The sequence below is a fragment of the Cryobacterium sp. N21 genome, from assembly GCF_002929575.1.
Taxonomy (GTDB): Bacteria; Actinomycetota; Actinomycetes; order Actinomycetales; family Microbacteriaceae; genus Cryobacterium; species Cryobacterium flavum.
This window is the reverse complement of record NZ_PJJQ01000033.1, coordinates 309,353-331,510: the sequence shown is the minus strand read 5'-3', so window position 1 is coordinate 331,510 and position 22,158 is coordinate 309,353. Positions and strand designations below refer to the sequence as shown.

Below are 22,158 nucleotides of genomic sequence, written 5' to 3'. Positions count from 1 at the left end.
AGCTTAGGCAGGGGGCGGTTTCAGCGCCGCAAGAATTTCTGGTCTGGCGGGGAAGGCGCTCAGACCGGGCGACCGCCGACGATCGCGATGGCGCGGGCGGCGAGACGACTACCGGCATCCGCTGCTGACGTCATCGACGCACCCTCGAGCCACGCTGCGACGAAACCGGCACCGAAGGCATCGCCGGCCCCGGACGCGTCGGTCCGGTCACCGCCTGCGGCCGGAACCATCACCGGAGGCTGTCCGTCGACTGCGACAACCGCGCCCTCGGCCCCCATGGTTAGTGCGACCAGCCCAAAACTCTCAGCGAGACGCGTCGCAACGTCGAACGGATCCTCCAGCCCGGTGAGGGCACGCCCCTCGGGAAGGTTGGGCAACAGAACGGATGCCCCCGCCACCGCCCGCAAGAAATGCGCCACCCCGAAATCCGCCAGTTGACCGCCCGACCCGGGGTCCACGACGACGGGCACCCCACGCTCGCGGCATCGCCCCAGGAGGTGTTGGAAGGAATCAACCGTCCCCTCCGGGTCGTGCTGGCCGGAGAACACCGTATACCCGGTGAAATACAGCGCCGCAGCACCATCGAGCAGGGAATCGGGCACGTCGTTCGGAGTCAGAACCCGGTTGGCCCCGCGTTCGATCAGCACGGTACGGCCCTCGTTCTCATCGACAATGACGATGATCGTGCCCGTAGGACGGGTCGCGTCGGGAGTGAGGTGAGCCCGCACACCGAAATCAGCGAGGAAGGCGGCATGGTAGTCACAGTCGATGGCGCCGACCCGCCCGATGAAGTCCACGTCGACCCCGGCATCTCCGAGCCAGGCCGACACGTTGGCCGCAGCACCGCCCGGGACCTGCCGAATCGATGACTGCGTATCGGTATCGACAAGCGGCTCCCGATGCGGTCGAACGACGATGTCGTCGATCACGTCGCCGAACACCACAACCCGTGGGCGTCCACCATCGCTCAAGTTATTCCCCCTTGAATTAGTGCTGGCCGGAATTCTTAGTGGTCGGTCTGGCCAGGCCGCACCGACCCCCGAATGACCGAACATTCTCTGAGCCTAGTGGCCCCCGATGCGCTCCGCGATCAGCGGACCGCCATCCTGCACGGGTTCCCCCGGGTCGCCGATGCGCCAGGCACCCGCGACGGCTTCGAGGGCACGGGCGAACCGTGCTGGCTCGTCGGCGCTGAGCGTGAACAGGGGCTGCCCTTTGACCACGGTGTCGCCGGGCTTGGCGTGCAGGTCGATTCCGGCGGCGTGCTGCACCGGATCCTGCTTGCGCGCCCGCCCCGCGCCGAGCCGCCAGGCACCGATCCCGAACGGCAGGGCCTGCTGTTCCACCAGCACGCCGCTCCGCTCGGCGAGTACGACGTGGGTTTCGCGGGCAACCGGCAACGCGGCATCCGGGTCGCCGCCCTGCGCGCGAATCACGGCGCGCCACTTGTCCATGGCCCGACCATCGTTCAGGGCGGCCCCCACGTCGACGCCGGTGATTCCAGCGAGTGAGAGCATCTCCTCGGCCAGAGCCACGGTGAGTTCGACCACGTCTTTCGGCCCGCCGCCGGCGAGCACCTCGACCGATTCGCGCACCTCATTGGCATTGCCGATGGCAAAACCGAGCGGCACGTTCATGTTGGTCAGCAGGGCGGATGTCGCCACCCCGGCATCCTCGCCGAGTTCCACCATGGTGCGGGCGAGCTCGCGTGAGCGCTCGATATCTTTCAGAAAAGCACCGGAGCCGAACTTCACGTCGAGCACGAGAGCGCTGGTGCCCTCGGCGATCTTCTTCGACATGATCGACGACGCGATCAGCGGAATCGCCTCGACCGTTCCGGTGATGTCGCGCAGGGCATAGAGCTTGCCGTCGGCCGGAGCCAGACCGCTGCCAGCCGCGCAGACCACGCCGCCGATCTCCTGCAACTGTTTAAGCATCTCGGCGTTGCTGAGGTTGGCGCGCCAGCCCGGAATGGACTCGAGCTTGTCCAGCGTGCCGCCCGTGTGGCCGAGGCCACGACCCGAAAGCTGCGGCACGGCCGCGCCGAACACCGCGACGAGCGGCATCAGCGGCAGGGTGATCTTGTCGCCGACACCGCCGGTGGAGTGCTTGTCGGTGGTCGGCTTGCCGAGCCCGTCGAAGGTCATGCGTTCGCCGCTCGCGAGCATCGCCATGGTCAGCGCCCGAATCTCGTTACGGCTCATGCCGTTCAGAAAGATGGCCATGGTCATGGCGGCCATCTGCTCGTCGCCGACGTAACCACGCGTGTAGGCGTCGATCAGCCAGTTGATCTGCGCTTCGCTGAGTTCGCCGCGGTCGCGCTTGGTGTGGATGAGGTCGACGGCGTCAAACGCTTCGATGGTGGTCATTCCGTGTGTTCCTTTACAGCGTGATACTCGGCGAGCTGGCGTGGCCCGAAGGCATCCGGCAGCACCTCGTCAATGGTTTTCACGCCGGAGACGGTTTCAAGCAGCATGCCCGGCGCGGAGTGTTCATACAGAAGCTGCCGGCAGCGACCGCACGGCATGAGAATGCCACCGTTGCCGTCGACGCAGGTGAAGGCCACGAGGTGGCCGCCGCCGCTCCGGTGCAGCGCGGAAACCAGACCGCACTCGGCGCAGAGGGTGAGGCCGTAGGAGGCGTTCTCCACGTTGCATCCGCTGATCACTCGTCCGTCATCGACCAACGCCGCAACGCCCACCGGAAACTTGGAGTACGGCACGTAGGCGGTCTTCATGGCGGTGAGGGCGACCTCCCGCAGCGCGGCCCAGTCGACGGTCACCGTGCTCACTTGATGTACGGTTTTCCGTCGGCGGCGGGGGCCCGCGAGCGGCCGACGAACCCGGCCACGGCGAAGATCGTGACGACGTAGGGCAGCATGAGCATGAATTCACTCGGCACCGGCGAGCCAATGATGCCCAGCACGTTTTGCAGGTTGGTGGCGAAGCCGAACAGAAGCGCCGCGAGGGTGGCCTTGATCGGATGCCACTGGCCGAAGATCACCGCGGCGAGGGCGATGAAGCCCATGCCGTTTGTCATCTCCTTGTTGAACGCGCCGACAGCACCGAGGGTGAAGTACGCTCCGCCGAAGCCCGAGATGACGCCGCCGAGGGTGACGGCAACGAAACGGGTGCGGTTGACGTTGATGCCGACGGTGTCGGCGGCCTGCGGATGCTCACCCACGGCCCGCACGCGCAGGCCCCACTTGGTGCGAAACAGGCCAAAATACACCACGGCAACGGCTACGTACATGATGTAGACGATGATGGTCTGGCGAAAAAGCACCGGGCCGATGATGGGGATTTCGCTGAGCAGCGGAATGTTGAGTCGGGGAAAGACATCGGGTGAGTTGAGGTTGGCGCTCGGGGCGAGAACCTGCGAGTAGAGAAAGCTGGTGAGCCCGATCACAAGCACGTTGAGCACGACGCCGACGATGACCTGGTCGACGAGATACTTGAGCGCGAATGCGGCCAGCACCATGGAGACGAGCGCTCCGGCGACCATCGCGGCGAGCAAGCCGATGTAGGGGTTGCCCGTGGCGGAGGCGACGACCGCTGAGCTGAAGGCACCGGCCAGAAGCTGCGCCTCGATGGCAACGTTCACGACGCCGGCTCGCTCGGACAGCACACCGCCGAGGGCACCGAAGATGAGCGGGGCGCTCAGGGTGACCGTTCCGATCAGCAGTCCGGGCACCGGAATGGTCGATCCCGATGCAGCCCAGGCCAGAAAGCCGACCAGAAACAGCAGGGCGAACAGAATGGTCAGCACGATCGGGATCTTGCGGTGGCGGTAGACCAGCCAGACCGACGCCGCGGCCAGCAGCACGAGCACGATGGCGATGATCACCCCGGTGGCGAAAGTCGGAAGGGCCATCTCGGGCAGCTGAATCAGGTCGCGCGCTTCGGACAGACGGAAGGTGCTGAGCTCGCCGCGCTGGCCTCGTCCGAGCACCACGAACAGGATCAGGGACAGCACGGCAAAGCCGCCGAAGGTGATCGGAATCTTCCAGCTGCGAATTTGTGCCGTCGTCGCGATCGCGGCGGAAACGGGAGCTGTGCTCTCTGCGATCGTGCTCACTTCGCCACCACCTCGTTGCTCTTGCTTGCCTTGACGGCGCTGATCTTGGGTTTTCTCGTGGTGCCTGGCGTCGGAAGGTGGAACATGGCCCGCACCAGCGGCGGGGCAGCGATGAACAGCACGATCAGAGCCTGTACGACCACGACGATATCGATGGGCACACCCTCTGCCGCCTGCATGGAAAACCCTCCGGCTTTGAAAGCACCGAAGAGAATGCCGGCGGCGAAGATTCCCCAGGGCTTAGACCGGCCCAAAAGTGCCACCGTGATGGCGTCGAAACCGATACCCGCGTCGATACCGGAACCGAAACCAGTCGTCACCGTACCGAGCACCTGGTTGATACCGGCCAGCCCCACGAGCGCACCCGAGATGGCCATGGCATACAGGTAGACGTTCTTCACGTTGATGCCTGCTACCCGGGCCGCGCTGGGGTTTTGACCGACGGCGCGAAACTGAAACCCGAGGTTGGAGCGGCTGAGCAGCCACCAGACGAAGATTGTGGCGGCGATGACCGTGAGAAAACCGGCGTGGAGGTTGTATCGGGGGCCAAACAGGTCGGGGAACACCGCGGTGGACAACATCGGCGGGGTCTTCGGGTTATTGCTCCCCGGAGCCTGGAGGGCACCCGGCGTGCGCAGCAAGAACTGGATGAGGTAGAGCGCCACGAAGTTGAGCATGATCGTGACGATCACCTCGTGGGCACCGGTGCGAGCCTTGAGCAGGCCCACAATTCCGCCCCAGATAGCCCCGCCGAGCAGTCCGGCCAGGATAGCGACAATCAAGTGGATGCCGGCCGGCAGCTCGACCGCAAAAGCGACATAGCCAGCGGCCCCGGCGGCGATGAGCATCTGCCCACGACCGCCGATGTTGAACATCCCCACCCGAAAGGCGAGCCCGACGCCGAGGCCGGCCGCGATCAGCGGCGTGGCGAAGGTGAGGGTTTCGGTCAGCGGGCGTATCGCGGTGAGAAAGTTCTGCGCCCGAAAGTTATAGATCGACCCCTGGAACAGGGCGGAATAGGCTCCCGCGACGGCGTCCCACACGGCCTGCAGCAGGTCGGCCGGACGGGAGAAGAAGTACCCGGCCGTCTCCTGTACGCGTTCATTGGTGAATGCGATCAAAATGGCGCCGACCACGAGCGCGAACACGACGGCGAGAATGGAGATCATGGCGCTGCCGCCGGTGATGTCGCGCAGGCTTTGGGTCCAGCGCTCAGACCCGTCCTTCCGGCCAGGTCCGGCAGCCGGAGCGGCGGGAGCCGGCGCTGCCGGTGCCGTCAGGTCGCTCACAGTGCAGCCTCGGTTTCGGGGGCGTGTTCGCCGGCCATCATGAGGCCCAGCGTGGCGCGGGGGGTGTTGCCAGGAACGATTCCAACGATTTCTCCTCGATACATCACCGCGATGCGGTCTGCGAGCGCGACGACCTCGTCGAGCTCGGTGGATACCACGATCACGGGAATACCCGAATCCCGCGTTTCGATAATGCGGGTGTGCACGAACTCGATCGAACCGACATCGAGCCCGCGGGTGGGCTGGGCTGCCACGAACAATCGCAGCTCCCGACTCAGCTCACGGGCGAGCACCACTTTCTGTTGGTTGCCACCGGAGAGCCGGCCAGCCTCCATGGCACTGCCCTGCGAACGAATATCGAACTCGTGAATCTTCTCGGCGGCGAATTTGGCTCGAAATCCCAGCTGGAGGTTTCCGCCCTTCACGAACGGCGCCCCGGAGCTGCGGTCCAGCATGAGATTCTCGGCGATGCTGAAATCGGCGATGAGGCCGTCTTCGGTGCGGTCCTCGGGAACGAACCCAACGCCGGAATCGAGGATGCGCCGCACGCTGTAGCCGCGCAATGGTTTTCCGTCGAGTTCGATCGACCCGGTCACGTGGTGCTGCAGCCCGATCAGGGCTTCGGTCAGTTCGGTTTGGCCGTTGCCCTGCACCCCGGCAATGGCGAGCACCTCACCGGCCTGCACGTCGAAGCTCACGTTGTTGACGACGATCTGGTTGCGGGCGTCGATGACCGTGAGATTCTTTACCGACAGTGCGGTACCGCGCAGCTCCGGCGCGTTCTTGTGCACGGTCAGTTCGACGGCACGACCCACCATGAGTGATGCCAGCTCGGCGTTCGTCGCGGTCGGCGAGGCTTCACCGACAACGGTTCCCAAGCGGATGACGGTGATGCGGTCGGCGACGGCGCGCACCTCCCGCAATTTGTGCGTGATGAACACGATTGAGGTGCCGGACTCGGCGAGCTGGCGCATGATGATCATGAGCTCGTCGGTCTCTTGCGGGGTGAGCACGGCGGTGGGTTCGTCGAACACCAGCACCTTCGCATCTTGGGACAGCGCCTTGATGATTTCCACCCGCTGCTGCACACCGACCGGCAGATCTTCGATCAGGGCGTCCGGATCGATATCGAAGCCGAAGCGGTCGGAGATCTCGCGAACCTTGGCGCGGGCCGAACTGAGATCCAGGCGTCCGCCGAAGGTGGTCTGTTCGTGGCCGAGCACGACGTTCTCGGCAACAGTGAACACCGGAACGAGCATGAAGTGCTGGTGGACCATGCCGATTCCCGCGTTCATGGCGTCGCCGGGACCGGCGAATTTCTGCACCACGTCGTCGAGCAGAATCTCGCCCTCTTCGGCAATGTACAGGCCGTACAGCACGTTCATCAGGGTGGACTTGCCAGCGCCGTTCTCACCCAGGAGGGCGTGAATTTCACCCGACTCGACGGTGAGGGAGATGTTGTTGTTGGCGACCAACGCACCAAAGCGCTTGGTGATGCCGCGAAGTTCGAGCTTCATTCATCCTGAATTCTTGAGTCGAGCATGGCGGGAGTGCACGAGGGTAATGAAATGGGGAGGCCGAAAAATCGGCCTCCCCATTGCTGTCAGCGTATTACTGCTTGGGCGAAGCGGGTGATTCCACCGTGATCGAACCGTCGATGATACCAGCCTTGATCGCGTCCAGCTCGTCGGTCATGGTCGCGGGGACCTTGGATTCGAAGTCGTGGAACGGCGCAACTCCCACGCCGTCGTTGGCCAAGGTACCGACGAATGCGGTGGCATCGAAGGCACCTGTGCCGGCACCGGTGACGACGTCGGACACGCCGACCTTGATGCCCTTGAGAATGCTGGTCAGGAACAGGTCAGCGCCATCCGGGTAGGTCTCGTATAGGTCGGCGTCGACACCGATCATGGCGATGTCCTTGCCCGAGCTCTTGATCGCTTCAATCGCGCTCAGGAAGATCGGTCCACCAACGGGAAGCAGCACGTCGGCGTTCTGGTCGATGAGGCCCTGGGCCTTGGCGAGCGAGTCGACGCCTGCAGCGAAGCCACCGGTGAAGGAGCCGGTCTGCGAGGCGACGTCCCAGCCGACGGTCTGAACGGACGTACCGTTCTGGTCGTTGAAGTAGGTGACACCGTCAGCGAAACCATCCATGAAGATGGTGACCGGGGGAATCTGAAGTCCGCCATAGGTTCCCACGACGCCGGTCTTGCTGTAGCCGGCTGCCGCGTAGCCGGCCATGAAGCCGGCGGGGGCGGTGTCGAACACGATCGGCTTGATGTTCGGCGCGTCTACCTCACCGTTGAAGTCGAGGTCGGCGGTGTCGTCGATGATGGCGTAGTTGACTTCGGGGTTGGCCAGAGCCGACTCGACCGTTGCGGCGGCGAGGTTGAAGCCTACGGTGACGATGAGAGAGCAGCCCTGGTCGACAAGGTTCTGCACGTTCGACTGGTAGTCAGTCTCGGTCGCAGACTCGACCGTGATCGGCGTGACGCCCAGGGACTTGGCCGCTTCGTTGAGTCCTTCGAAACCGAGCTGGTTGAACGACTTGTCGTCGAATCCACCCGCGTCAGAAACCATGCAGGGAACGAAGTCGCTGGCTGCGGCGGAGTTAGTGTCATCGGTAGTCGCCGGCGCCTGGGCACAGGCCGCGAGCATCGCCACTGAGCCGAACATTGCAAGACCGGTGAGTACGGTCTTACGGGTCGAAATTGTCAAGAGGACCTCCAGGGTGCTGCCCAGCTAGATCGCACGGGCGTGGTGCGATCCACGTTACCGAATGTGACGCTGCGCAGATGAGCAATGTGCGTGCGCGGGCGAGTCGTTACCAAGCCGCGACATTACGGAAACATTTCTCCCCCTATTGGGGTGAACTGGGGCCGTTTACATCGATGATCCCGGCTATGATAGCGGCCCGGATCTGATCGACCTCGTCACTGAGTTCGGTGGTCACCAAGCCGGCCTGGTCGTGGAAGTCAGCGATCTCGACGCCGCCGTTCTTCAGCGTGCCGACGAACGCCGTGTTGTCGAAGCTGCCGTCGAGGTCAGAGCCGATGGTTTCCACGACCGCGGCCGACGTGTTTTTGAGCACACTCGTGAGCACAACCGACCGGAACTGTTCCGGAAGCGTCACAAAGCCGTCGTTGTCGACCCAGATAATGGTCACGCCCGGCGTCTCGATCGCGGCAGCGGCCGCACCCTGCCCCACCTGGCCGGCCACCGGCAGAATAATGTCGGCGCCCTGGTCGATGAACGACTGGGCGAGGGCCTTGCCCTTGTTGACGTCTTCGAAGTCGCCGGTGAAGCGGCCATCCTGAAGCTCCTTGTTCCAGCCGAGCACCTTCACGGCAGCCTTGTGCTTGTCGTTGTACATGGCGACGCCGTCGACGAAGCCGTCCATGAACAGGGTGACGGGCGGCTGGTTACCGCCGCCGAAGGTGGCGACGATTCCAGTCTTGCTCACCCCGGCAGCGAGGTAGCCGGCCAGAAACGACGCCTGGGCGGTGTCGAAGACGATCGGTTTCACGTTGGGGGCATCGACGACCTCGTCGACGATTGCAAAGTGCACCTCGGGGTTCGCGGTGGCTTCGGCCAGCGTGGCGTCGGCGAGTTCGTAGCCGACGGTGAGAACGAAATCACAGCCGGTGGCGACGGCCTGGCTCACATTGGGCGCCAGATCGGTCTCCGAGGTCGAGACGATAGCGTCGGTATTGATGTTGTAGGTCGTCGCCGCTTCCTGCAGGCCTTCCCAGCTGGACTGGTTGAAGGACCGGTCTTCGAGGCCGCCCGAGTTCGTGACCATGCGGGCGCAGTAGTCGGGCGCCGTCGCATCCGCTGTCGTGGTGGGTGCCGGTGCCTGCGCGCACCCGGCCAGCAGCAGAGCGGATGCCGCGAGGGCAGAAACAGCAATCACACGACGCATGGACACTCCTTAAGCATGAATTGGAATTCTAGTCAGGAATGGCCTACAGCACATCGCTGGAGCCGGAGAGCTTTAGCGCGTCGACGACAGCCTTGACCTTCTGGGCGTTCGCGCTGGTCGTGACCAGCAGGGCGTCGGGAGTGTCGATCACGACGATGTCCTCCACCCCGATCAGTGCGATCATGCGACCGGTGTGGCTGACCACGATGCCGCTCGACGAGTCGGCGAGCACTCGCGCGCCCTCGCCGAGGATGGCGAGGTTGGATTTGCGGCCGCCGGAGTGCAGCTTGGCGATCGAGGCGAAGTCGCCCACGTCGTCCCAGTCGAACTGGCCGGGAATCACGACGAGCTTTCCGGCAGCCGCGGCGGGCTCGGCGACCGAATAGTCGATCGCGATCTTCTTCAGGCGCGGCCAGACCTGGTCGACGACAGCGCCGCGGGCCGGGGTGTCCCAGGCTTCGGCAAGTTTCATCAGTCCGGCGTGCAGCTCGGGCTCGGCCGAGGCAATCTCGGCCAGCAAGCGGTCAGCGCGCGCGATGAAGATGCCGGCGTTCCACAGGTAGTTGCCGTCGGCGAGGTATTGCTCAGCGACCTCGGGGCTCGGCTTCTCGACGAAGGAGTCGACGGCCAGGGCGGTCGGGGCGCCGTCGATGGGCAGGGGCGCCGCGCTCTTGATGTAGCCGAAGCCGATCGCGGGCTCGGTCGGCTGGATGCCGATCGTGACGATGTAGCCGGCATCCGCTGCCGCAACCGCCTCGGTCACCGCCGAGCGGAAGAGGGCGTCGCCCTTGATGACCTGGTCGGCCGGGAACGATCCGATGATCACGCCGGGTTCGCGCAGCTCGAGAATGGCGGCGGCGAGGCCGATCGCGGCGGTCGAGTCGCGCGGTTCGCTTTCGAGAACGACGTTCGGATCGGCCAGTTCGGGCAGCTGCTGCTCGACGGCGGCCCGGTGGGCACGCCCGGTGACGACCATGATGCGTCGCTCGGTCGAGAGCGGAACGAGGCGATCCCAGGTATCGCGCAGCAGGGTGCGGCCAGAGCCGGTGAGGTCGTGCAGAAATTTGGGGGCATCCGCTCGCGACAGCGGCCACAGCCGGGAGCCGATGCCGCCGGCGGGAATCACGCTGTACAGGCGGTCGATGGGCTCACTGGACGTAATCATTGGATCAGACTATCGGGCGGCCCCGATGCGAGTGCCTGACACCACTGTTCATGCGCCCGTCACCCGGCGGCAATCGTCGCGACTTAACCTCGAACCATGCGGATCGCAGTCATCAGCGAAAGTTTTCTCCCCACCGTGAGCGGGGTGACCACGAGCGTGTGCAAGGTGCTCGACCACCTGGCCGCCACCGGACACGAGGCCCTGGTCATCGCCCCCTCCGGTGCCCCAGCCGAGTATGCGGGTTTTCCGGTGCACACCGTCTCCGCCGTGAACTACCGCGAATTTCCTGTCGGAATGCCGAGCCCGCAGGTACAGAAGCTGCTCGCCGACTTTCGCCCGGACGTGCTGCACGCCGCCTCGCCGTTTCTGCTCGGCGCCCAGGGCATCAGCGCCGCCAACCGGCTCGACATCCCCTCGGTCGCGATCTTTCAAACGGATGTCGCCGGTTACGCTCACCGAAATCACCTCGGCCCCGCAACGGCCCTGGCCTGGCGATTCGTGAAGTGGGTACACGAGGGTGCCACCCGCACCCTCGTTCCATCGTCGTCGTCGATGGCCGCCCTGCTGCGCCTCGGCGTGCCCCGCCTGGCCATGTGGACCCGCGGTGTCGACCTGACCGGTTTTCACCCCAATCTGAAGAACGATCCGGCGGTCGCCGCGCTCCGGGAACGGATTGCGCCCGCGCTCAAGACGGAAGGCCAACGCGATGTGATCGTGGGCTACGTCGGTCGCATGGCCCCGGAGAAGCAGGTGGAGCGGCTTCGTGCGCTGCGCGGGGTGCCGGGCATCCGTTTGGCTCTCGTCGGAGACGGACCGAGCGTACCTTCTATACGGCGGGCCCTCGCGGGCATGCCGGTCACCTGGCTGGGGCGGCTGTCGGGCCGCGAACTCGCCGTCGCCTACGCGAGCTTTGACGTGTTCGTGCACGCCGGTACCGAGGAGACGTTCGGCCAGACGCTGCAGGAAGCGCACGCGGCCGGGCTGCCGGTGGTGGCCCCGCACGCCGGAGGGCCGATCGATCTGGTGGCGCACGGCGAGAACGGGTATCTGTTTCGACCGAATGACGACCGTGATCTCAAGCACTGGGTGTGCCAGCTCGCACTCGACCCCATGCTGCGTGCGCGCATGGGCGAAGCCGGGCGTCGCGCAGTGCTCGGGCGCTCCTGGCCCACGGTCTGCGCCGAGCTGGTCGACTACTACGAGCAGGCCATCGACGAGCGCCTCGCCGTGCGCGCCGGCACTCACGTGCCACCCTCGATGCAACGTTAGGGCACCCTAACTGACACGAGAAGGCGGAGCACTTGTAGACTAACTAAATGTGCTAATAGCGCATTCTCGGTCTCACTTAAGAGCCATAATTCAGCCAGGGAGGGTTGTTCATGCCACAGACGGCAGGAACCCTAGATTCTCAGCAGAAGACGACGTCACGTCGCCCCGCCGGCACCCTGTATCGGGGTAACACGGGCATGTGGTCGTGGGTATTGCACCGCATCACCGGCGTCGCAATTTTCTTCTTTCTGCTCGTCCATATTCTCGATACGGCGCTCGTGCGGGTCAGCCCCGAAGCGTACAACGCGGTTATCGGGCAGTACCAGACACCGATCATGGGTCTCGGTGAGGTCGCACTCGTCGGCGCCATCGTGTTCCACGCCTTCAACGGTCTGCGCATCATTCTGATCGACTTCTGGAACGCCAAGCACCAGCGGGTGCTGTTCTACGTCGTCATCGGCCTCTGGGTCGTCACCATGCTGGGCTTCGCGCCGCGCCACCTCATCAACGTGTTCAGCCACTAGGGGGCGACAATATGACTTCAACAATCGAAGCTCCCCGCAGCCCGTACACCCGCAGCACGAAAAAGAGCGGGGTCAACTGGGAAAAGTGGGGCTGGATCTACATGCGCGTCTCCGGCGTCGTGCTGGTCGTGCTCATCTTCGGCCACCTGTTCGTCAACCTCATGATCGGTGAGGGCGTCAGCGCCCTGAACTTCGCGTTCGTCGCCGGCAAGCTGACCAACCCGTTCTGGATGGTTTGGGACGTCATCATGCTCTGGCTCGCCTTGATTCACGGCGGCAACGGCATGCGCACCCTGGTCAACGACTACGCCACCTCGCGGATCAGCCGCGGCATCCTGAAGGTCGCGATTCTGGTCAGCGTCGTCGCGCTGATCACGCTCGGCACCCTCGTGGTGTTCACCTTCGATCCTTGCCCCGCCGGTGCGCCCGCCGACCTCGTGGCCTCGTTCTGTAAGTCCCTCTAGGAGCTGCACTAACAAATATGACTTCTTCCACAGCGTCCCCGGAGTCCACCGTCGTAGACGGCGTGCACTACCACCAGCACGACATCGTCATTGTGGGAGCGGGTGGAGCCGGCATGCGTGCCGCCATCGAAGCCGGCCCCCACGCCAGCACAGCGGTCATTTCCAAGCTCTACCCGACGCGTTCTCACACCGGTGCGGCGCAGGGCGGGATGGCTGCGGCCCTCGCCAACGTCGAGGAAGACAACTGGGAATGGCACACCTTCGACACGATCAAGGGCGGCGACTACCTGGTTGACCAGGACGCCGCCGAGATCCTGGCCAAGGAAGCCATCGACGCGGTCATCGACCTTGAGAACATGGGCCTGCCGTTCAACCGCACGCCTGAGGGAAAGATCGACCAGCGCCGTTTCGGTGGCCACACTCGCGACCACGGTAAGAGCCCGGTGCGTCGCGCCTGCTACGCCGCTGACCGCACCGGCCACATGATCCTCCAGACGCTCTATCAGAACTGCGTCAAGCGCGGCATCAACTTCTTCAACGAGTACTACGTACTCGACCTGGTCATGACCAACGTCGACGGTGTCGACCAGCCGTCGGCCGTGGTGGCCCTCGACCTGTCGAGCGGCGAACTGCACGTGTTCCAGGGCAAGGCGTTCATCTTCGCCACCGGTGGTTTCGGCAAGATCTACAAGACCACCTCCAACGCCCACACCCTCACCGGTGACGGCGTCGGCATCGTCTGGCGCAAGGGTCTGCCGCTCGAGGACATGGAGTTCTTCCAGTTCCACCCGACCGGGCTGGCCGGATTGGGCATCCTCTTGACCGAGGGAGCTCGCGGCGAGGGAGCAATCCTTCGGAACGCTTCAGGTGAGCGTTTCATGGAACGTTACGCACCGACCATCAAGGACCTCGCCCCGCGTGACATCGTCTCGCGCTGCATGCTCAAGGAGGTCGCGGAGGGTCGCGGCGCCGGGCCCGACAAGGACTACCTGTACCTGGACTGCACCCACCTCGGTAAGGAACTGCTCGAGACCAAGCTGCCCGACATCACCGAATTCGCGCGCACCTACCTCGGCGTCGACCCGGTCACCGAGCCGGTTCCGGTCATGCCGACCGCGCACTACGCGATGGGCGGCATCCCGACCAACGTGAAGGCCGAAGTCTGGCGCAACAATGAGGTCGTCGTTCCCGGGCTGTACGCAGCCGGCGAGTGCGCCTGCGTCTCGGTGCACGGCTCGAACCGTCTCGGCACCAACTCGCTGCTCGACATCAACGTGTTCGGCAAGCGCGCCGGCAACAACGCCGTTGAGTACGTCAAGACGGCCGAGTTCGTTCCGCTGCCGGAAGACCCGGCCAAGGAGGTGCGCGAGCTGCTGGAAGGCATCCGCTCGTCGACCGGAACCGAGCGCATCGCCGTGCTGCGCAAGATTCTGCAGGAAGAAATGGACAAGAAGGCTCAGGTGTTCCGCACCGATGAGTCCCTCGCCGAGGTCACAGAGACCATCCACCTGCTGCGTCAGCGCTACAAGAACATCGGCGTGCAGGACAAGGGTCGTCGATTCAACACCGACCTGCTCGAAGCCGTCGAACTGGGCTTTTTGCTCGACCTCGCCGAGGTCGTCGTCTACTCCGCCCGCAACCGCAAGGAAAGCCGCGGCGGCCACCAGCGCGAGGACTACCTCGTTCGTGATGACGAGAACTACCTCAAGCACACCATGGCGTACCTCAAGGGTGACGCCATGTCGGCCGATGCCGCCGACCACATCAAGCTTGACTGGAAACCGGTTGTCATCACCCGCTACCAGCCGATGGAGAGGAAGTACTAGTGAGTACCGCCACAATCGATAACAAGCCCGTCGTGCCGGAAGAGATCAAATCCTTCACGGTCACGCTCATTATTCGTCGCTTCAACCCGGAGGTCGACGACGAGCCGCACTGGCAGGATTTTGACGTGCAGCTCTACCCGACCGACCGCGTGCTCGACGCGCTGCACAAGATCAAGTGGGAGCAGGACGGCTCGCTGACCTTCCGTCGCTCCTGCGCTCACGGCATCTGCGGCTCGGATGCCATGCGCATCAACGGCCGCAACCGTCTTGCCTGTAAGACGCTCATGAAGGACCTCGACGTTACGAAGCCCATTTATGTGGAGGCCATCAAGGGCTTGCCGCTGGAGAAGGACCTCATCGTTGACATGGAGCCGTTCTTCGCCTCCTTCAAGGCAATACAGCCGTTCATGATGAACAGCGTCAAGCCGGAAAAGGGCAAGGAGCGCATCCAGACGGTCGCCCAGCGCGCGCGCTTCGACGACACCACAAAATGTATTCTCTGCGCGGCATGCACGTCGAGCTGCCCGGTGTTCTGGACCGACGGCCAGTACTTCGGCCCGGCCGCCATCGTCAACGCGCACCGTTTCATCTTTGATTCGCGCGACGATGGCGCCCAAGTGCGCCTCGACATTCTCAACGACAAAGAGGGCGTGTGGCGTTGCCGCACGACCTTCAACTGCACGGATGCCTGCCCCCGCGGCATCCAGGTGACCCAGGCCATCGCCGAGGTCAAGCAGGCCATCATGCGAGGCAAGGCGTAACTGCCCGATTGCATGAAGAACACCCCCGTCGATTCGACGGGGGTGTCTCTCGTTAAACTGGCAGAGTGAAAGAACTTGTAGCGCGCGTCCAGACTTGGCGCCCCGTGCGGGTCGTGACTCATTTCAGCAGCGTGGGCGGCAGTATCTTGGCCGCCGGTATGTCGTATCAGGCGATTTTCGCCATTTTCGCGGCCGTTTGGGTGGGTTTCTCCATTGCCGGACTGTTCTTGACCGCGAACCAGCCCCTGCTGGACGCGCTCTATGCAATCATCAACCAGTCGATTCCGGGATTGATTGGCACCGACGGCATCATTGACCCAAAGCTGCTGGCGGCCGCCGGAATTTTCACCTGGATCGGTGCGATAGCACTGGTCGGGCTGCTGTTCACCGCGCTCAGCTGGCTGTCGGCCACGGCCCAGGCCGTGCGCACCGTGTTCGATATGCCCCCGCAGACCACGTTCTTCGTCTGGGTGAAGCTCCGTGAGCTCGGCCTTGGGCTGGTGTTCGGCCTGGCCCTGATTCTCTCGGCCGTCGTGTCGCTCGCCAGCACAGCCCTGCTCGACGTGCTGTTCAGTGTCTTTCACCTGCCGCAGGACTCGTTCTTCTATGAGGCGTCGGCCCGGCTGATCGGTCTGGCGGTCGTGCTCATCATCGATACGCTCACGCTGGCCGGCCTGTTCCGGGTGCTCTCCCGGGTGCGCATTCCCCCGCGGCGGCTGTTTACCGGAGCTCTGCTCGGTGGCGTCGCTCTCGGCCTGCTCAAGGTCCTCGGCGGCGCGCTCCTCGGCGGCGCCAATCGCAACCCGCTCCTGGCGACGTTCGCCGTGATCATCGGGCTACTGATCTGGTTCAACCTCGTGAGCACGGTCACGCTGATCGCCGCGTCCTGGATTGCGGTGGGCATGGACGACGCGGGGATCCCGCCCCACACCCTGAGCGCCGATGAAGCCGCCGCCAGCCAGCGCCGGCGCATGCACGACGCTCTCCGGCTGACCGCGCAGGGCGAGCTCAGCTCGGCCAGGGCTGCCGTCGACACCTCGCCCTGGTATGTCCGCTGGAGCGCCCGGCGACGGCTCCGCGCGGCCGAGGCGATCGTCGCTGGGTACGCCAAGGCGGATGCGGCTCAGACCACTAAGTAGACTTGGCCCATGTCTTCAGCTAAGCCCCTACGCATTGCCAGCATCAACACGAACGGGGTACGAGCCGCGTACCGCAAGGGGATGGGCGACTGGCTGAATGCCCGAGACGTTGACATTCTCGCGATTCAGGAAGTGCGTGCCTCCACCGAGGACCTCGAGGGACTGCTCGGGCCGGACTGGAACATTCTGCACGATGCCGCCACCGCGAAGGGGCGGGCCGGGGTCGCCTTGGCGAGCCGCGCCGGAGCATCCATTCATCGTGTTGCCTTGGGCGCCGAAGAATTCGACAGCGCCGGCCGCTGGCTCGAAGCCGACTACGAGGTCAACGGGCAGGTCATCACCGTCGTGAGCACCTACGTGCACTCCGGCGAGACCGACACCCCCAAGCAGGTCGAGAAGTACAAGTTTCTCGACGCCATGCTCGCGCGGCTGCCCGAACTGACCGCGCACAGCCCGCTCGCGCTCGTACTCGGCGACCTGAACGTGGGGCACCGCACGCTGGATATCAAGAACTGGCGCGGAAACAAGAAGCACGCCGGCTTCCTGCCGGAAGAGCGGGAGTATTTCGACCGTATCCTCGGAGCGGAAGGCGACCCCCTGTACAACGCGGGTGCCGGACTCGGCTGGGTCGATGTCGGGCGCAAGTGGGCCGGCGAGGTCGAGGGACCGTACACCTGGTGGTCCCAGCGCGGCCAGGCTTTCGACAATGACACCGGGTGGCGGCTGGACTACCATCTGGCCAGCCCGCTGTTGGCGGCATCCGTTGGTTCCTACGCGGTCGATCGGGCCGCGGCGTACGACCAGCGCTGGAGCGACCATTCCCCCGTCGTTGTCGACTATGACCTTTCTGGAGCGTTGAACTCATGACCAAACCCCGCCTGTATTCGGGCATGCAGCCCTCCGCCGAGTCCCTGCAGATCGGCAACTACATTGGCGCGCTGCTCAACTGGAAGTCGCTGCAGCAGACGCACGACGCGTTCTTCTCCATCGTCGACCTGCACGCCATCACCGTGGCGCAGGAGCCTTCAAAGCTGCGGGAGAACACCCGCGGCACTGCGGCGCAATATATTGCGGCCGGCATCGACCCGTCGGCATCGACGCTGTACGTGCAGTCGCACGTGGCCGCGCATGCCCAGCTGGCCTGGGTTCTGAACACCATCACCGGGTTCGGTGAGGCCAGCCGCATGACGCAGTTCAAGGACAAGTCCGCGCGGCACGGCGCAGACGCGACCACCGTTGGCCTGTTCGCCTACCCGACGCTGATGGCCGCGGACATTCTGCTGTACCAGACCGAGGTGGTGCCGGTCGGGGAAGACCAGCGCCAGCACGTCGAACTCACCCGCGACCTCGCGCTGCGCTTCAACTCGCGGTTCGGCGACACCTTCACGGTTCCCGAGGTGGCGATCGTGAAGGAAACCGCGAAGATCTACGACCTGCAGAACCCCGTGTCGAAGATGAGCAAGTCGGCCGAATCGCACGCCGGGGTCATCTGGTTGCTCGACGAGCCCGGTGTGACTCGCAAGAAGATCATGCGCGCGGTGACGGATGTCGATGGCGGCGTGGTGTTTGACCGCGAGAACAAGCCGGGTGTGGCGAACCTGCTCACGATCTACTCCGTGCTGGCCTCGCGCACGATCGAGTCGCTCGAAACCGAGTATGCCGGGCGCGGCTACGGCGATCTCAAGAAGGGGCTGGTCGAGGTTGTTCTGGGCACCTTCGACCCGATTCGCGAGCGCGTCGCCGAACTGCTCGGCGACCAGGCCGAGCTCGACCGGGTGCTGGCGTCGAACGCCGCGAGGGCTGACGCTGTCGCGAACGAGACGCTGGCAACCGTCTACGACCGGGTCGGCTTCCTGCCGCGCCGCTGATGCGTCCGTTCGTGCTGTCATCGCCCGGGGTCGTGCTCGATCAACCGGTGGCCGACGATGCCGATCGAGTCTTCGAGTACTGCCAGGACCCGATCTTCGAGCGCTTTCTGACCGTTCCGTGGCCGTACCGCTTCGAGCACGCCGAAGGATTCCTCAGCGAGTATGTTCCCGCCGGATGGATGTCGGATCGAGAATATACCTGGGCGCTGCGCGAGACGGCCGGGGCAGACCTCCTCGGCGTGATCGCGCTGCGCTTGACGGGAGAATCCGTCGCGGCCGACGCTTCCGTCCACCGGGTGGGGTCCATCGGCTTCTGGTTGGGCGCCCCGCACCGTGGCCGCGGGCTCATCCCCGAAGCGCAACGACTGGTCGCCGATTGGGCGTTCTCATCCAGACTCATCGATGTTCTGCACTGGGAGTGCCTGCTCGGAAACGTCGCGTCAGCCCGAGCGGCGTGGAAGTCGGGGTTTCGGTATTCCGGGGTGGGGCCATCCGTCGCCGCCTACCGGGACGGAAGCTACCCTGACTCGTGGCAGGGCCACCTCGCCGCCGGAGACGACCGTGGGCCACAGCCCGGCTGGCCCGCAGAGACCCTGGGCTCGCGATGATGCCGAGGGTTGTTCTGTTCGACCTCGACGACACCCTCTTCGCACACCGGGGAGCGGTTGCAGCGGGCATTCTGCTGCACCTCGACCGGATCGGCGGCGAATTCGCTACCGGCGACCGGACGGCGGCCACCGCGCTCTGGGATGCACTCGAGGAGGAGCACTACCACTCCTACCTCGCCGGCACTCTGGATTTCGCCGGCCAACGCCGCGCCCGCGCCCAGGACTTCGCGGCGTCATTCCGCGTTTCGTTGACTGACGCCGAGGCTGACGCCTGGTTCGACGACTACTTCCTGAGGTACCGGGCCAGTTGGCGGCTGCACGACGACGCCCTCCCCTGCCTCGATGCGCTGGTGGAGCTTCTGCCCGGAGTGCGTTTTGGCCTCATCACGAACGGCGACCCGGTCTTTCAGGGCGAGAAAATTTGGCGGGTCGGATTGCACGACCGGTTCGAGCACGTCGTCACCTCGGGTGCACTCGGCGTCGCCAAGCCCGACGTGCGCATCTTCGAGCACGCCTGCGCCCTGTTCGGCGTGCCCGTGTCAGAGGCGGTGTATGTCGGGGACCGGCTCCGCACGGATGCTCTGGGCGCGGCTGCTGCGGGACTGACGGGGGTCTGGCTCGACCGCGCCACCCCATCCGCTGTCCCACTGACGCCTGCCGACAAAATAGACGCCGCGCGCCTCCGTATTCTTCGGATCGAGACCTTGGCCGAACTCACCAGTGCGCTCAGCGGGCAGTCAGTGGAAACGCGCCCGGCCTAACTCCAATTCGCGGCCGCAAATTGCAGGAATTATGCGGCTGGGCCAGGTGGAAAGGGGAGACAGAGCGGAGGCCGGATGGCCAGCTGCTCGTCGAGGTGAGATGCCGAAAGCCCGGCTCCGCGTTGGCGGGGCCGGGCTTTGGGTCACACGGGCGGACGCTAGCGCACGTCTTCGTCTACCCAGTCGAGGGTCTTCGTTACGGCCTTCTTCCAGTTGCGCAGGAGGCGGTCGGCCTCGTCCTTGTCCATGGAGGGCTCCCAGCGGGAGTCTTCCTGCCAGTTGGCGCGGAGGTCGTCGAGGCCGCTCCAGAATCCGACCGCTAGGCCGGCCGCATACGCGGCACCGAGGGCGGTGGTCTCGGCGACGACCGGGCGCACGACCGGCACGCCGATGATGTCGGCCTGGAACTGCATGAGCAGGTCGTTCGCCGTGGCGCCGCCGTCGACCTTGAGCTCAGTCAGCGGCACGCCGGAGTCGGCGTTGACCGCGTCGAGCACCTCGCGGGTCTGGTACGCAATGGCCTCGAGCGCCGCGCGTGCGATGTGACCCTTGTTGACGTAGCGGGTAAGGCCGACCAGGGCACCGCGGGCGTCGGACCGCCAGTACGGCGCGAACAGGCCGGAGAAGGCCGGTACGAAGTAGGCTCCGCCGTTGTCCTTGACCGTCTTGGCGAGGTCTTCGATCTCAGAGGCGTTCTTAATGATGCCGAGCTGGTCGCGCATCCACTGCACGAGCGACCCGGTCACGGCGATCGATCCTTCGAGCGCGTAGTGCACGGGGGCGTCGCCGAGCTTGTAGCCGACCGTGGTGAGCAGGCCGTTCTTCGAGTGGATGATCTCGGTGCCGGTGTTGAAGATCAGAAAGTTACCGGTGCCATAGGTGTTCTTCGCTTCGCCCTGGTCGAAGGCGGCCTGGCCGAAGGTTGCGGCCTGCTGGTCGCCGAGGATGCCGGCGATCGGCACCTCGCGCAGCAGGCTGTGCCCGCTCGCGATGCCGTAGACCTCGGATGAAGACTTGATCTCGGGCAGCATCGACTTCGGCACGTCGAAGATGGCGAGGATCTCGTCGTCCCACTGAAGGGTTTCGAGGTCCATGAACATGGTGCGGCTCGCGTTGGTGACGTCGGTCGCGTGCACGCCGCCCTCGATGCCACCGGTCAGGTTCCAGAGGACCCAGGAGTCGGTGGTGCCGAACAGGAGGTCGCCGGCATCCGCTTTGGCGCGGGCACCCTCGACGTTTTCGAGGATCCAGACGATCTTGGTGCCGGAGAAGTAGGTGGCCAGTGGCAGGCCGACCTTGCCCTTGAACCGCTCGACACCGCCATCCGCTGCGAGACGATCGACGATCGGCTGGGTTCGCGTGTCCTGCCAGACGATGGCGTTGTAGACGGGCACGCCGGTGTTCTTGTCCCAGACGACAGCGGTTTCGCGCTGGTTGGTGATGCCGATGGCTTCGATGTCGTGGCGCGTGATGTTCGCCTTTGACAGCGCCTGGCCGATGGCCTCACGGGTGTTGTCCCAGATTTCCTTCGGGTCATGCTCGACCCAGCCGGCCTGCGGCAGAATCTGTTCGTGCTCGAGCTGGCCGGTCGAAATGATCGACCCCGCCTTGTCGAACACGATCGCGCGGGAGCTCGTGGTTCCCTGGTCGATGGCGAGAACGTACTTGGCCATGTGTAACTCCTTTGTTGTTCCAGGTGGAATTTCTAAGTTTAAAGCGGATGCTGCAGAATACGTCGAGTGGCTTAGCCCAGGATGGGTAGCAGCACTCCCGACGAGGCGCCGGCAAGGACGCCACCGATGATGGGGCCCACGACCGGCACCCAGGAATAGGACCAGTCGCTCGACCCTTTGCCCTTGATCGGCAGCAGGAAGTGCGCGATGCGGGGTCCGAGGTCACGGGCGGGGTTGATGGCGTAACCGGTGGGCCCACCGAGAGAGGCACCGATCGCGATCACGAGCAGGGCCACCGGCAGCGCGCCGAGGGCTGCCAGGCCGCCGCCGTCGCCGTTGCGGCCGAAACCGATGACGACGAAGACGAGCACGAAGGTGCCGATGATCTCGGTGACGAGGTTCCAGCCGTAAGAGCGGATGGCTGGCCCGGTAGAGAAGACGCCGAGCTTGTTGGCGGCTTCCGGCTCCTGGTCGAAGTGCTGCTTGTAGGCGAGCCACACCACGACGGCGCCGAGGATGGCACCGATCATCTGGGCGCCGATATAGGTCAGCGTCGATACGACATTGACCGGCACGCCCGAACCGAAGGTGTCGGCCCCACTCGCGACGAGACCGAGGGTGACGGCCGGGTTCAGGTGGGCACCGGAGTTGTAGGCGGCGATCACACCGGCGTAGACCGCGAGGCCCCAGCCGATGGTGACCATGAGAAAACCGCCGCCGAAACCCTTGTTCTTGGCGAGGGCGACGTTGGCGACCACGCCACAGCCGAGTAGCACGAGGATGGCCGTTCCCACGACCTCTGACATAAAGAC

21 protein-coding genes are annotated in these 22,158 nt (G+C 64.7%); 10 read left to right on the top strand and 11 right to left on the bottom strand.

What is annotated here, in order from left to right; genetic code table 11:
* Nucleotides 1-59: 59 nt before the first annotated feature.
* The 9 genes from CXY77_RS11825 to CXY77_RS11785 form a co-directional block, all read right to left on the bottom strand.
* Entirely contained in the window at nucleotides 60-971 is a 912-nt protein-coding gene (locus CXY77_RS11825; RefSeq protein WP_158252824.1) for a carbohydrate kinase family protein, read from the bottom strand.
* Between the two features lie 93 nt (nucleotides 972-1,064).
* Nucleotides 1,065-2,369: a thymidine phosphorylase gene (locus CXY77_RS11820; RefSeq protein WP_092338997.1), complete on the bottom strand. Its 1,305-nt coding sequence runs from the start codon at nucleotides 2,367-2,369 to the stop codon at nucleotides 1,065-1,067.
* Nucleotides 2,366-2,791 (bottom strand): cytidine deaminase, encoded by a 426-nt coding sequence (locus tag CXY77_RS11815; RefSeq protein ID WP_092338999.1) that lies wholly within the window; start codon nucleotides 2,789-2,791, stop codon nucleotides 2,366-2,368. The genes CXY77_RS11820 and CXY77_RS11815 overlap by 4 nt, the downstream gene beginning before the upstream one ends.
* The gene (locus CXY77_RS11810) at nucleotides 2,788-4,077 is read right to left on the bottom strand and encodes an ABC transporter permease (RefSeq protein ID WP_092339001.1); all 1,290 of its coding nucleotides are present in this window, start codon (nucleotides 4,075-4,077) and stop codon (nucleotides 2,788-2,790) included. The genes CXY77_RS11815 and CXY77_RS11810 overlap by 4 nt, the downstream gene beginning before the upstream one ends.
* The gene (locus tag CXY77_RS11805; RefSeq protein ID WP_369827308.1) at nucleotides 4,074-5,366 is read right to left on the bottom strand and encodes an ABC transporter permease; all 1,293 of its coding nucleotides are present in this window, start codon (nucleotides 5,364-5,366) and stop codon (nucleotides 4,074-4,076) included. Before CXY77_RS11805 ends, CXY77_RS11810 begins: the two co-directional genes overlap by 4 nt.
* Nucleotides 5,363-6,883, bottom strand: coding sequence for an ABC transporter ATP-binding protein (locus tag CXY77_RS11800; protein WP_092339003.1), 1,521 nt, complete (start codon nucleotides 6,881-6,883; stop codon nucleotides 5,363-5,365). The genes CXY77_RS11805 and CXY77_RS11800 overlap by 4 nt, the downstream gene beginning before the upstream one ends.
* 94 nt (nucleotides 6,884-6,977) lie before the next feature.
* Entirely contained in the window at nucleotides 6,978-8,084 is a 1,107-nt protein-coding gene (locus tag CXY77_RS11795; RefSeq protein ID WP_092339005.1) for a BMP family protein, read from the bottom strand.
* Nucleotides 8,085-8,226: 142 nt separating this feature from the next.
* Nucleotides 8,227-9,288 carry a BMP family protein gene (locus CXY77_RS11790; RefSeq protein ID WP_092339007.1) on the bottom strand — a complete coding sequence of 354 codons (1,062 nt, stop codon included), beginning with the start codon at nucleotides 9,286-9,288 and terminating at the stop codon, nucleotides 8,227-8,229.
* A gap of 43 nt (nucleotides 9,289-9,331) precedes the next feature.
* Entirely contained in the window at nucleotides 9,332-10,453 is a 1,122-nt protein-coding gene (locus tag CXY77_RS11785) for a mannose-1-phosphate guanylyltransferase (protein WP_104089693.1), read from the bottom strand.
* Nucleotides 10,454-10,549: 96 nt separating this feature from the next.
* Between CXY77_RS11785 and CXY77_RS11780 the strand changes: the two genes are divergently transcribed.
* From CXY77_RS11780 to CXY77_RS11735, 10 genes are all read left to right on the top strand, one after another.
* Nucleotides 10,550-11,722: a glycosyltransferase family 1 protein gene (locus CXY77_RS11780; protein ID WP_104089692.1), complete on the top strand. Its 1,173-nt coding sequence runs from the start codon at nucleotides 10,550-10,552 to the stop codon at nucleotides 11,720-11,722.
* Between the two features lie 110 nt (nucleotides 11,723-11,832).
* On the top strand, nucleotides 11,833-12,246 hold the full coding sequence (gene sdhC / locus CXY77_RS11775; protein ID WP_104089690.1) for a succinate dehydrogenase, cytochrome b556 subunit: 414 nt from the start codon (nucleotides 11,833-11,835) through the stop codon (nucleotides 12,244-12,246).
* A gap of 11 nt (nucleotides 12,247-12,257) precedes the next feature.
* Nucleotides 12,258-12,710, top strand: coding sequence for a succinate dehydrogenase hydrophobic membrane anchor subunit (locus CXY77_RS11770; protein ID WP_092339013.1), 453 nt, complete (start codon nucleotides 12,258-12,260; stop codon nucleotides 12,708-12,710).
* A 17-nt stretch (nucleotides 12,711-12,727) separates the two neighbouring features.
* Nucleotides 12,728-14,536: a succinate dehydrogenase flavoprotein subunit gene (gene sdhA / locus CXY77_RS11765; RefSeq protein ID WP_092339015.1), complete on the top strand. Its 1,809-nt coding sequence runs from the start codon at nucleotides 12,728-12,730 to the stop codon at nucleotides 14,534-14,536.
* Nucleotides 14,536-15,297: a succinate dehydrogenase iron-sulfur subunit gene (locus CXY77_RS11760; RefSeq protein WP_092339017.1), complete on the top strand. Its 762-nt coding sequence runs from the start codon at nucleotides 14,536-14,538 to the stop codon at nucleotides 15,295-15,297. Before sdhA ends, CXY77_RS11760 begins: the two co-directional genes overlap by 1 nt.
* 113 nt (nucleotides 15,298-15,410) lie before the next feature.
* A complete protein-coding gene (locus CXY77_RS11755) occupies nucleotides 15,411-16,436 on the top strand; it encodes a YihY/virulence factor BrkB family protein (RefSeq protein ID WP_140425522.1) in 1,026 nt (341 codons plus the stop codon).
* A 9-nt stretch (nucleotides 16,437-16,445) separates the two neighbouring features.
* A complete protein-coding gene (locus tag CXY77_RS11750) occupies nucleotides 16,446-17,303 on the top strand; it encodes an exodeoxyribonuclease III (RefSeq protein WP_104089686.1) in 858 nt (285 codons plus the stop codon).
* Nucleotides 17,300-18,304: a tryptophan--tRNA ligase gene (trpS, locus tag CXY77_RS11745; protein WP_104089684.1), complete on the top strand. Its 1,005-nt coding sequence runs from the start codon at nucleotides 17,300-17,302 to the stop codon at nucleotides 18,302-18,304. Before CXY77_RS11750 ends, trpS begins: the two co-directional genes overlap by 4 nt.
* A gap of 11 nt (nucleotides 18,305-18,315) precedes the next feature.
* Nucleotides 18,316-18,912: a GNAT family N-acetyltransferase gene (locus CXY77_RS11740; protein WP_158252823.1), complete on the top strand. Its 597-nt coding sequence runs from the start codon at nucleotides 18,316-18,318 to the stop codon at nucleotides 18,910-18,912.
* A complete protein-coding gene (locus CXY77_RS11735) occupies nucleotides 18,909-19,673 on the top strand; it encodes an HAD family hydrolase (RefSeq protein ID WP_104089682.1) in 765 nt (254 codons plus the stop codon). Before CXY77_RS11740 ends, CXY77_RS11735 begins: the two co-directional genes overlap by 4 nt.
* A gap of 158 nt (nucleotides 19,674-19,831) precedes the next feature.
* On the opposite strand, the gene glpK is transcribed toward CXY77_RS11735, so the two are convergent.
* On the bottom strand, nucleotides 19,832-21,346 hold the full coding sequence (gene glpK, locus CXY77_RS11730; RefSeq protein WP_092339028.1) for a glycerol kinase GlpK: 1,515 nt from the start codon (nucleotides 21,344-21,346) through the stop codon (nucleotides 19,832-19,834).
* 71 nt (nucleotides 21,347-21,417) lie between these two features.
* Entirely contained in the window at nucleotides 21,418-22,152 is a 735-nt protein-coding gene (locus CXY77_RS11725) for an MIP/aquaporin family protein (protein WP_092339488.1), read from the bottom strand.
* Nucleotides 22,153-22,158 lie beyond the last annotated feature (6 nt).

Coding starts and splice junctions, on each gene's coding strand:
- trpS (WP_104089684.1), top strand. CDS start 17,300: ATGACCAAACCCCGCCTGTATTCGGGCATGCAGCCCTCCGCCGAGTCC.
- CXY77_RS11780 (WP_104089692.1), top strand. CDS start 10,550: ATGCGGATCGCAGTCATCAGCGAAAGTTTTCTCCCCACCGTGAGCGGG.
- CXY77_RS11785 (WP_104089693.1), bottom strand. CDS start 10,453: ATGATTACGTCCAGTGAGCCCATCGACCGCCTGTACAGCGTGATTCCC.
- CXY77_RS11770 (WP_092339013.1), top strand. CDS start 12,258: ATGACTTCAACAATCGAAGCTCCCCGCAGCCCGTACACCCGCAGCACG.
- CXY77_RS11790 (WP_092339007.1), bottom strand. CDS start 9,288: ATGCGTCGTGTGATTGCTGTTTCTGCCCTCGCGGCATCCGCTCTGCTG.
- CXY77_RS11800 (WP_092339003.1), bottom strand. CDS start 6,883: ATGAAGCTCGAACTTCGCGGCATCACCAAGCGCTTTGGTGCGTTGGTC.
- sdhC (WP_104089690.1), top strand. CDS start 11,833: ATGCCACAGACGGCAGGAACCCTAGATTCTCAGCAGAAGACGACGTCA.
- CXY77_RS11750 (WP_104089686.1), top strand. CDS start 16,446: ATGTCTTCAGCTAAGCCCCTACGCATTGCCAGCATCAACACGAACGGG.
- sdhA (WP_092339015.1), top strand. CDS start 12,728: ATGACTTCTTCCACAGCGTCCCCGGAGTCCACCGTCGTAGACGGCGTG.
- CXY77_RS11735 (WP_104089682.1), top strand. CDS start 18,909: ATGATGCCGAGGGTTGTTCTGTTCGACCTCGACGACACCCTCTTCGCA.
- glpK (WP_092339028.1), bottom strand. CDS start 21,346: ATGGCCAAGTACGTTCTCGCCATCGACCAGGGAACCACGAGCTCCCGC.
- CXY77_RS11820 (WP_092338997.1), bottom strand. CDS start 2,369: ATGACCACCATCGAAGCGTTTGACGCCGTCGACCTCATCCACACCAAG.
- CXY77_RS11725 (WP_092339488.1), bottom strand. CDS start 22,152: ATGTCAGAGGTCGTGGGAACGGCCATCCTCGTGCTACTCGGCTGTGGC.